General features: G+C 70.4%; 6 protein-coding genes and 1 pseudogene. 2 read left to right on the forward strand and 5 right to left on the reverse strand.

The window, feature by feature from the left end; translation table 11 throughout:
* A partial coding sequence (locus KBX53_RS13615) for a glycosyltransferase family 2 protein (RefSeq protein WP_210859576.1) occupies positions 1 to 691 on the forward strand: 691 nt, incomplete at its 5' end.
* A gap of 73 nt (positions 692 to 764) precedes the next feature.
* Here the strand turns inward: KBX53_RS13615 and KBX53_RS13620 are convergent.
* The 5 genes and pseudogenes from KBX53_RS13620 to KBX53_RS13640 form a co-directional block, all read right to left on the reverse strand.
* A complete protein-coding gene (locus KBX53_RS13620) occupies positions 765 to 944 on the reverse strand; it encodes a DUF6104 family protein (protein WP_030336704.1) in 180 nt (59 codons plus the stop codon).
* A 114-nt stretch (positions 945 to 1,058) separates the two neighbouring features.
* Positions 1,059 to 4,849 (reverse strand): annotated as a pseudogene (locus KBX53_RS13625) (multifunctional oxoglutarate decarboxylase/oxoglutarate dehydrogenase thiamine pyrophosphate-binding subunit/dihydrolipoyllysine-residue succinyltransferase subunit).
* Positions 4,850 to 5,140: 291 nt separating this feature from the next.
* Positions 5,141 to 5,953: an ABC transporter permease gene (locus KBX53_RS13630; RefSeq protein WP_030336708.1), complete on the reverse strand. Its 813-nt coding sequence runs from the start codon at positions 5,951 to 5,953 to the stop codon at positions 5,141 to 5,143.
* Positions 5,950 to 6,885 carry an ABC transporter ATP-binding protein gene (locus tag KBX53_RS13635; protein WP_030336710.1) on the reverse strand — a complete coding sequence of 312 codons (936 nt, stop codon included), beginning with the start codon at positions 6,883 to 6,885 and terminating at the stop codon, positions 5,950 to 5,952. Before KBX53_RS13635 ends, KBX53_RS13630 begins: the two co-directional genes overlap by 4 nt.
* A 141-nt stretch (positions 6,886 to 7,026) precedes the next feature.
* Positions 7,027 to 7,674: a hypothetical protein gene (locus tag KBX53_RS13640; RefSeq protein ID WP_210859578.1), complete on the reverse strand. Its 648-nt coding sequence runs from the start codon at positions 7,672 to 7,674 to the stop codon at positions 7,027 to 7,029.
* A 159-nt stretch (positions 7,675 to 7,833) separates the two neighbouring features.
* Between KBX53_RS13640 and KBX53_RS13645 the strand changes: the two genes are divergently transcribed.
* A partial coding sequence (locus KBX53_RS13645; RefSeq protein ID WP_210859580.1) for a GNAT family N-acetyltransferase occupies positions 7,834 to 8,477 on the forward strand: 644 nt, incomplete at its 3' end.

An 8,477-nucleotide genomic window follows, 5' to 3' on the forward strand; every position in this document is an offset into this window, starting at 1 on the left:
CATCGAGTACGTCATCGGGTTCAACCTGGACCGGCGCCTCTACGAGACGCTGCGCTGCATGCCGACGGTGCCCGGGGCGATCGGCGGTTTCCGGCGACAGGCGCTGCGGTACGCCGGGGGGATGACCGATGACACCCTGGCCGAGGACACGGACGTCACCATCGCGCTCGGTCGGGCCGGCTGGAAGGTCGTCTACGAGGAGACGGCCCGCGCCTGGACCGAGGCGCCGACGAGCATCGGCCAGCTCTGGAAACAGCGCTACCGGTGGAGCTACGGCACCATGCAGGCGATGTGGAAGCATCGCCGCTCCGTATTCGACCGGGGTGCGTCGGGCCGGTTCACCCGGCGTTGCCTGTTCTTCCTCAGCCTCTTCGGCGTGCTGTTGCCGCTGCTCGCGCCGGTGATCGACCTACTGGCCCTGTACGGCCTCTTCTTCCTCGACCGGACCGCCACGGCGGTGGCCTGGCTGGTCATGCTCGGCGTGCAACTGGTCACCGCGGTGGTGGCGTTCCGGCTGGACCGGGAGAAGTTGGGGGTGCTGTGGGTGTTGCCGCTCCAACAGTTCGTCTACCGGCAGTTGATGTATCTGGTGATGGTTCAGGCCGTGGTCACCGCGTTGACCGGCGGCCGGCTGGGCTGGCAGAAACTGCGACGCACGGGCCTGGAACCGGTCACGTCGCGGACCGGCTGACCGGCCGGCACCGGCCAGCTGCCAGCCGCCCGTCAGCTGCCCAATCGGGCGGTGGTTCCCGGCACCGGGTGGGTCAGTCCTCGTCGGGGTCGTCGAGCCGGGCCAGCCAGGTGGCGAAGCGCTCGATCGGTGTCTCGAACTCGGGGTTGAGGTCGACGAAGTCGCGCAGCCGCTCGCCGAGCCACTCCAGGGTCACCTGCTCGTCGCCCCGGCGCTCGACCAGCTCCTCGATGCCACGGTCGGTGAAGTACATGGGTAGGTCCTCTTACTCGGCCCGGCGCAGGCCGGGCGGGTGGTTGGGTCGACCGACGGAGCCGGGGCAGGACCGTGGAAACGGCCCTGCCCCGGCTGTCGCGGTGCGGTCAGGTCACGGGCGCGGAAGTGCCGCCTCGATCAGCGCGTTCTGCTCGACCTCGTGGGTCTTGGCCGAGCCGACCGCCGGGGCGGCCGCGGCCGGGCGGGAGATCCGCCGCAGCCGAACGTCGGTGAGGTGCTCCAGCAGGTTGAGCGCGACGAACGACCAGGCGCCCTGGTTGGCCGGCTCCTCCTGCACCCAGGCGAAGTCCTCCGCGTTCGGGAACTGCGCCAGGGCGGCCCGGATCTCCTCCACCGGCAGCGGGTACAGCTGCTCGAGCCGGAGGATCGCGGTGTCGGTGACGCCGCGCTCCTGCCGGGCCTGGAACAGGTCGTAGTAGACCTTGCCGGAGCAGAGCAGCACCCGCTTCACCGCCTCCGGCGCCGGGGCGGCGGTGTCGCGCAGCACCGGCTGGAAGGTGCCGGTGGTGAAGTCCTCCACCGACGAGACGCAGAGCTTGTGCCGCAGCAGCGACTTCGGCGTGAACACCACCAACGGCTTGCGCTTGGGCGACAGGGCCTGGCGGCGCAGCAGGTGGAAGTAGTTCGCCGGGGTGGTCGGGATGGACACCCGCATGTTGTCCTCGGCGCACATCTGCAGGAACCGCTCCGGCCGGCCGGAGGTGTGGTCCGGGCCCTGACCCTCGTGGCCGTGCGGCAGCAGCAGGGTGATGGCGGAGCGCTGGCCCCACTTCACCTCACCGGACGAGATGAACTCGTCGATCACCGACTGGGCGCCGTTGACGAAGTCGCCGAACTGGGCCTCCCAGGCGACGAGGGCGTTGATGTTCTCCACCGAGTAGCCGTACTCGAAGCCCATCGCCGCGTACTCGCTGAGCAGCGAGTCGTGCACGAAGAACCGGGAACGGTCGCCGTCGCCGGTGAGCGACTTCAACGGCAGGTAGTCGTCGCCGGTGCGGGAGTCGACCACCGAGGCGTGCCGCTGGACGAACGTGCCGCGACGCGAGTCCTGCCCGGCGAGCCGGACGGTGACCCCGTCGTGCAGCAGCGCCCCGAGCGCGATGATCTCGCCGAAGCCCCAGTCGATGTTGCCCTCGACGGACATCTTGGCCCGCCGGTCCAGCAGTTGCTGGATCCGCTTGTGCGGGGTGAAGCCCTCCGGCAGGTTGATGTGCGCCTCGCCGATGGCCTTGACCACCGACGCGTCGGTGGCGGTGTCGACCTGCGGCTCCGGCTCCTCCTCACGGCGCGGCCGGTTGAGCTGGCGCGGTGCCGAGGCGGCGTCCCGGGTGGCCTTGAAGACCTTCTCCAGCTGCGCGACTACCAGTCGCGCAGCAGCTCCTCCGCGTCCTCCACGGTGATGTCGCCGCGACCGATCAGCTCCTCGGTGTAGAGCTTGCGAACCGAGCGCTTCGAATCAATGATCTTGTACATCTGGGGGTTGGACATCGACGGGTCGTCGCCCTCGTTGTGCCCGCGCCGGCGGTAGCAGACCATGTCGATCACGACGTCCTTGTTGAACGTCTGCCGGTACTCGAACGCCAGCCGGGCCACCCGGACCACGGCCTCCGGGTCGTCGCCGTTGACGTGGAAGATCGGCGCCTGGATCATCCGGGCCACGTCGGTGCTGTAGAGGCTGGACCGGCTGTACTCCGGGGCGGTGGTGAAGCCGACCTGGTTGTTGACCACCACGTGCACGGTGCCGCCGGTGCGGTAGCCGCGCAGCTGCGACAGGTTCAGCGTCTCGGCCACCACGCCCTGCCCGGCGAAGGCGGCGTCACCGTGCACCGCCAGCGGCAGCACGGTGTAGCCCTCCAACTTGAGGTCTATCCGGTCCTGCTTGGCCCGGACGATGCCCTCCAGCACCGGGTCGACGGCCTCCAGGTGCGACGGGTTGGCCACCACCGACACCTTGACCGCGTGCTCGCCGTCGGGGGTGGTGAACTTGCCGTTCTGACCCAGGTGGTACTTCACGTCGCCGGAGCCCTGCGTCGAGCGCGGGTCCAGGTGGCCCTCGAACTCGGAGAAGATCTTCTCGTACGGCTTGCCGACGATGTTGGCCAGCACGTTGAGCCGACCCCGGTGGGCCATGCCGATGACGACCTCGTCCAGCCCGCTCTCGGCGGACGACTCCAGCACCTCACCGAGCAGCGGGATCAGCGACTCGCCGCCCTCCAGCGAGAAGCGCTTCTGGCCGACGTACTTCGTCTGCAGGAAGGTCTCGAACGCCTCGGCGGCGTTGAGCCGGTTGAGCACGTGCTTCTGCTCGTCGGCGGACGGCTTCTCGTACTTGCGCTCGATCCGTTCCTGGACCCAGCGGCGCTCCTCCGGGTCCTGGATGTGCATGTACTCGATGCCGACCCGGCGGCAGTACGAGTCGCGCAGCACGCCGAGGATCTCGCGCAGCTTCATCCGCTGCCGACCGGCGAAGCCGTTGACCGGGAACTCGCGGTCCAGGTCCCACAGGGTGAGCCCGTGCTGGAGGACGTCCAGGTCGGGGTGCTTGCGGATCTTGAATTCCAGCGGGTCGGTGTCGGCCATCAGGTGACCGCGCACCCGGTACGCGTGGATCAGCTCGTGCACCCGGGCGGTTTTGTTGATCTGCCCCTCGGAGTTGACCGCCACGTCGCGCATCCACCGCACCGGCTCGTACGGGATGCGCAGCGAGGTGAAGATCTCGTCGTAGAAGTCGTGCTCGCCCAGGATCAGCTCGTGCATCACCTTGAGGAACTCGCCGGACTGCGCGCCCTGGATGATCCGGTGGTCGTACGTGCTGGTCAGCGTGATGATCTTGCTGACCGCCAGCTCGGCCAGGGTGGCCTCGGACATCCCCTGGTAGGGGGCCGGGTACTCCATCGCGCCGACACCGATGATCGCGCTCTGCCCCTGCATGAGCCGCGGCATCGAGTGCACGGTGCCGATGCCGCCCGGGTTGGTCAGCGAGATCGTGGTGCCGGAGTAGTCCTCCATGGTCAGCTCGTTGCGCCGGGCCCGGCGGACCACGTCCTCGTACGCCTGCCAGAACTGCCGGAAGTCCATCTGCTCGCAGCCCTTGATGGAGGGGACCACCAGGTTGCGGCTGCCGTCCGGCTTGGCCAGGTCGATCGCGATGCCGAGGTTGACGTGTGCCGGGCGGACCACCGCCGGCTTGCCGTTGGCCTCGGCGAAGGAGTTGTTCATCTCGGGGTGCTGGACCAGCGCGCGCACCATCGCGTAGCCGACCAGGTGGGTGAAGCTGACCTTGCCACCCCGCCCTCGGGCGAGGTGGTTGTTGATCACGATGCGGTTGTCCACGAGCAGCTTGGCCGGGACCGCGCGCACGCTGGTCGCGGTGGGCACGCTCAGCGAGGCGTCCATGTTCTGGACGATCTTCGCGGCGACGCCCCGCAACGGGGTGGTCTGCGGGCCGTCGGCGCTCGGCTCGGTGGCCTTGGCGGCCGGCTTGGCCGGGGCCGCCTTCTCCGGCGCTGCCTTCGCCGGGGCGGCCTTGGGCGTGGCCGGAGCGGCGGACTTGGTCGGCGCCGGCTGGGCGGCGGCCGGCTTGCTCGGGGCGGCCGGCTTGCTCGCGGTCGCCGGCTTGGCCGGGGCGCTCGGCTGGGCGACGCTGACGGCGGCCTCGGGCTGGCCGTCCGGCTCGGGGGCGGCGGCCGGCTTGTCCGACGATTCGGCACCGCCCGGGGTGCCCGCCCCTGGTGCCGGCCGGTAGTCGGCGAAGAAGTCGTGCCAGGCCGAATCGACGCTCGATGGGTCGGCGAGGTAACGCTGGTACATCTCCTCGACGATCCACTCATTCGGGCCGAAACCCGCCAGTGGGTTCTCCTGCGAAGTCTGCTGGGTCGACACGGCCGGTAATCGCCTCTTTCACGCGGGTTTGTGTGGCACGCGGTGTGTCCTGTCGCGCCCGATTAGGAGCACGGACTGGACGGCTCCCAGGCTACGCCGTACCGATCCCGCAGGCATTTCCGCCTCGGTCCCGTGGCCGGTTTCACAGAAGATGCCAGAAGTTCGGCAACCGCTGCGCGTCCGGTGGAGAGCTGGTAGCGCGTCAGTTCCACGATGTCCCGGGCCCGCCGATGGCGGTGACGACCCCGGAGCGGCCAGCTTGTCACGGCCACCCCGGGGTCGGGTGCGCTGTCAGGCGATGTCGCGCCGCCGGGTGAGCAGGACGCCGACAACCCCACTGACCAGCGCATAGCCGATCAGCACCAGGGCGCCGACCCACCAGGACGGGGTGAACTCAGAGGTGCCCTCCGTGATCATGACCTGGGATGCCACCGCCGGCCAGATCACCTGCCACTTGAGCACCGCCTCGCTGTCGAGCAGGTTCGACAGGAGCAGGAACAGCAGACCCACCACCTGGGTGCCGATCAGATAGAGCACCGCCGCCGTGATCACCGCTCCGAGCTGGTTGGTGATCAGCGTGCCGATGCCCACCCCGAGGATCGTCCAGATCGCGTAGGCGAGCAGGTTGAACAGCAGTGCCCGCTGCACGGGCCACTCACCGAGCTGGGTGCCGTAGTCGTTCGCGGACAGGAAGATCGCGCCCGCGGCCAGGTCGATCAGCGTGGTCGCCAGCCAGAACATGAAGCCGAGCAGGCTCGCGGCGACGAGCTTGCTGACGATGACCGACGTTCGCCGCGGGGTCGTCAGGAACGTGGTGGTCGCGGTCTGGTGGAAGAACTCGTTGGTGACCATCAGGATGCCGATGAGCATCACGAACATCAGCCCGAGGTACTGGCCCGAGGTGTAGAGGTTCGCCGCCTGCGCCGGCGCGGTCGCCTGCTCGGCGCTGACGCCGATCTCGTCGGCGTCGCCGCCGAGCGCCGTGACGGCCAGCCACGCGTTGACCGCGAACGCCAGCGCGATCGAGAGGAACGCGCCGAGAGCCAACCACCACCAGGTGCTGGTGGTGCGGATCTTGAGTAGCTCGGATCGGACCAGGTTCATCGGATGCCCGCCTTTCCGGCCGTCAGCTCCAGGAAGACCCGTTCCAGATCGGGCCGTTCGGTGGTCAGTTCGTGCAGCTCCACCCCGGCGGTGAGGGCGGCGCGACCGATCGTCGGGGCGTCCACCCCGGCGACCAGCAGCACGCCGTGCTCGTCGACGTCCACTGTCGCCGACTGCGCCTTCAGGGCGGCGGTCAGCGCCTCGGCCTGCGGGGTGCGGACCCGGACCCGGGCGCCCTGGGCCATCGACCCGAGAACCTGGTCGACCGGGCCCTGCCGGACCAGCTGCCCGGCCGCGATGATCACCACGTCGTCGGCGAGCAGCTGCATCTCCGACAGCAGGTGACTGGAGACCAGCACCGTACGGCCCTCGTGGGCGAGGTTCTTGAGGAATCCGCGCATCCACCGGATGCCCTCCGGGTCGAGCCCGTTGGCCGGCTCGTCGAGGATCAGCACCCGAGGGTCACCGAGCATCGCGGCGGCGATACCGAGCCGCTGCTTCATGCCCAGCGAGTAACCCTTGAACTTGCGCTTCGCCGCCGGGCTCAGCCCGACCAGGGCCAGCGCCTCGTCGGCCCGCTGCTTGGGCAGCCCGGCCGCCGCGCAGATGACCCGCAGGTGGTTGATGCCGGTACGGCCCTTGTGCGCGCTGGACGCCTCCAGCACCGCGCCGACGTGCCGCAGCGGGTCGGTGAGGTCGGCGTACCGCTGACCGCTGATGGTGGTCGTGCCGGCGGTCGGCGTGACCAGGTTCAGCAGCATGCGCAGCGTGGTGGTCTTGCCGGCGCCGTTCGGGCCGAGGAAGCCGGTCACCCGTCCCGGTGCCACGGTGAAGGACAGGTTGTTCACCGCCCGGACGTTCTTGTACTGCTTTGTCAGACCGGACACCACGATCTGACCGTCGCTGGTGGGGCTTCGCTGCCCGTCAGTCATCGTTCTCCTCCCGTGTGTGGCGTCGAGGTACGCCGTGGCACAGCGTGACGGCCCAATGCAACAAGGTCAATCAGGCGCGGTCCGTATGTCCTGATCCGTCGCAGGGCGGAGGCGACTCCTCCCTGCGGACTACGGTCGGGTTCAGCGGGCGATCCAGGTTGCCCGCGCCGCGCCGAGCAGCGCGCCGTCCGGCCCGTACAGGCTGGTGTGCACGAGCGCCTTGCGGCCATCGACGCGCAGCAACGCCCCGGTCACCACGCACTCGTCGTCCGGCCGCGGCAGCGCCGCGACCACTGCGGCGATGCGGCCCAGCAGGTACGGGCGGCCCGGCGCGAGCACCGCCCAACCGCCGGGGCAGTCCAACGCCGCCCAGACCGTGGCCGCACTGACCTGCGCGGGCGCGCGGAACGGCGCGGCGGTCCGCCCGTCCGGCAGCCGGCCGGGGAAGATCCGCAGCCCGTCGACCCGTTGCGGTCCGCACACGTAGCAGCTGGGGAACGGATGCTCGACCAGGCCGGGGTAGCGGGTCGCGGCGGCCACCGCCGTCTCCAGGTCGACCGGGGGTACGACGGCATCGACCACCCCGGCCGCGCGCACCTCGGCCACCAGTTCACCGGTCGGGTCCCGGACCTCGCCGCCGATCAGGGTCAGCTCGGTCTCCAGCGGTGGTGGCCGGCGCAGCGTCACCTCGACCGGCCCGCTGCCGCCCGCCGCGGCGGCGAAGGTCCCCGCGCTCCAGCCGCCGTTGCCGGAACCGGCCGGCCCGTTGTATCGGGACTCGATGCGCATCGTCGACCTCCGATGGTGCGTGTCGGCGCCGTCGCCAGCTGCCCCGGGCAGCCTCGCACGGTCCCCGCCGGGCGTCGCCAGCGGTCTCGCCGGCCGGCGTTCACCCGATCGACACCAGTGGTCCCCGTGGATGGCAACCCGGGCACCTACACAGATCCCATGGCCGTTCTGCATGCCGCTGGCGCACCCTTGACGACCAGCGGATACACCCTGCTGATCGCCGACGACCCCATCCAGGTCGCGGCCGCGCAACGCCTGCGCCACGAGGTGTTCGCCACCGAGTTGGGCGCCACCCTCCTTCCCGGCGAGGCCGGGCTGGACGTGGACCCCTTCGACGCGTACTGCGACCATCTGATCGTCCGCGAGGACAGCACCGGCGAGGTGGTCGGCACGTACCGGCTGCTGCCACCGGGACGCACCGCTCGGCGGTACGCCGAGAACGAGTTCGACCTCACCGCGCTCGACCCGCTCCGTGACGACCTGGTCGAGACGGGCCGGTCCTGTGTGCACCCGGACCATCGCTCCGGGGCGGTGATCAACCTGATGTGGGCTGGCCTCACCCGCTACCTGCACCTGCGTGGCTCGCGCTGGCTCGGCGGCTGTGCGTCGGTGCCGGTGGCCGACGGCGGGCGGACGGTCGCCGAGGTGTGGGCCCAGGCCCAGGCCCGGCACCTGTCGCCCCCGCCGCTGCGGGTCCGCCCGTTGCGGCCCTGGTTCGCCGAGGCCGCCTCCGCGCCCGGCCCGCTCCCCGCCGCCACCGGCCCGCTCCCCGCCGCCACCGGCCCGCTCCCCGCTGCCAGGGC

It is taken from the genome of Micromonospora sp. M51 (genome assembly GCF_018070305.1).
Taxonomy (GTDB): domain Bacteria; phylum Actinomycetota; class Actinomycetes; order Mycobacteriales; family Micromonosporaceae; genus Micromonospora; species Micromonospora parva.